The 975-nt window shown below is 41.0% G+C and carries 2 protein-coding genes; both read left to right on the top strand.

What is annotated here, in order from left to right; translation table 11 throughout:
- The first annotated feature begins 236 nt into the window (after window positions 1-236).
- Window positions 237-470, top strand: a complete 234-nt coding sequence (locus BCT34_RS10485; RefSeq protein ID WP_076653010.1) for a DinI-like family protein — start codon at window positions 237-239, stop codon at window positions 468-470.
- A gap of 188 nt (window positions 471-658) precedes the next feature.
- Entirely contained in the window at window positions 659-817 is a 159-nt protein-coding gene (locus BCT34_RS10480; protein ID WP_076653013.1) for a Hok/Gef family protein, read from the top strand.
- Window positions 818-975: the final 158 nt, after the last annotated feature.

The raw sequence follows: 975 nt of genomic DNA, 5'->3' as shown, positions 1-975 counted from the left end.
GAAATCGCTAAACATCAAGCCTAGCGCGTCAGTCTCATCCCCCACGGCTAACTTGATCGATCTAGACGAAAAAATAAAATATTCGGTGACCGTGCGAAGGTTCAATTTAAGCAGATATTCCGCTTGCTCACCCTCCGACTGGCTACGCCAGCTACGGGGTTGCGCCGAGCGGTTCAATTGAAAAACTAAAAAATAACTGTATATTTAAACAGTATTAATTTTACTAAGGAGTGAACATGCGCGTAGAAATGAAGATTTTAAAAGCTGGCCTTCCAAAGAATGGATTAACGTTGATCAACGATGAATTATTCAAAAGATTGTCTGTCATGTATCCAGACGTAAAGGTTCGAATACGTACTGGCACCAATAACCAACTAGAAATTTTTGCAAAAAAAGAAGAAAAGAAAATCGCTAATCGTATTATCGAAGAGGCATTTAATGAAGCGAATGAGTGGCTATTACAGGATTAACAAAGTGTTACTGAGTCGTGGTATACTGCCTGCGGGTGCTCTTGGCTGTTTGTCATGAGCAATCATTTAACTATTTTTGTTTGTGGCAGATAGACAAAAGCCCCGAAAGTTAATTAAAACTTACGAGGCAATGTATGTATCTAGACACTACAAATATTAGCCTCTTTATCACTAGGAGGCAACAAAAAATGCCAAAGAGTAAAATAGCCCTGATGGGCTTGGTGGTGATTTGTTTCACCGTTCTGTGTGGACTTTTTATTGTTAGAGACTCGCTCTGCGAGGTTCGATATAAAGATGGAAGTACAGATTTCCTAGCACGCTTTGTTGTCTACGAAATGGTAAGGTAGCTGGGCAGGAAGGGGCGTCAGCCTCTTCCTGATTCAGTGTTGTGATTCATGCCAAGGTGCACCCAAATCTTTTCTCTCATCGAGACACGCTTATTATTTTACCGGAGCCTATTTTTCGTGGCGTGTTCGAAAGATGGTTGTGTAGTGGCATAGTGAAT

The organism is Vibrio sp. 10N.261.45.E2 (assembly GCF_002875705.1).
Taxonomy (GTDB): Bacteria; Pseudomonadota; Gammaproteobacteria; order Enterobacterales; family Vibrionaceae; genus Vibrio.
The sequence above is the reverse complement of the archived record's forward strand: the minus strand, read 5'-3'. Positions and strand labels throughout refer to the sequence as shown.

What these genes read in the sequence shown, in the direction of transcription:
- BCT34_RS10480 (WP_076653013.1), top strand. Translation starts at nt 659, where the DNA reads ATGCCAAAGAGTAAAATAGCCCTGATGGGCTTGGTGGTGATTTGTTTC.
- BCT34_RS10485 (WP_076653010.1), top strand. Translation starts at nt 237, where the DNA reads ATGCGCGTAGAAATGAAGATTTTAAAAGCTGGCCTTCCAAAGAATGGA.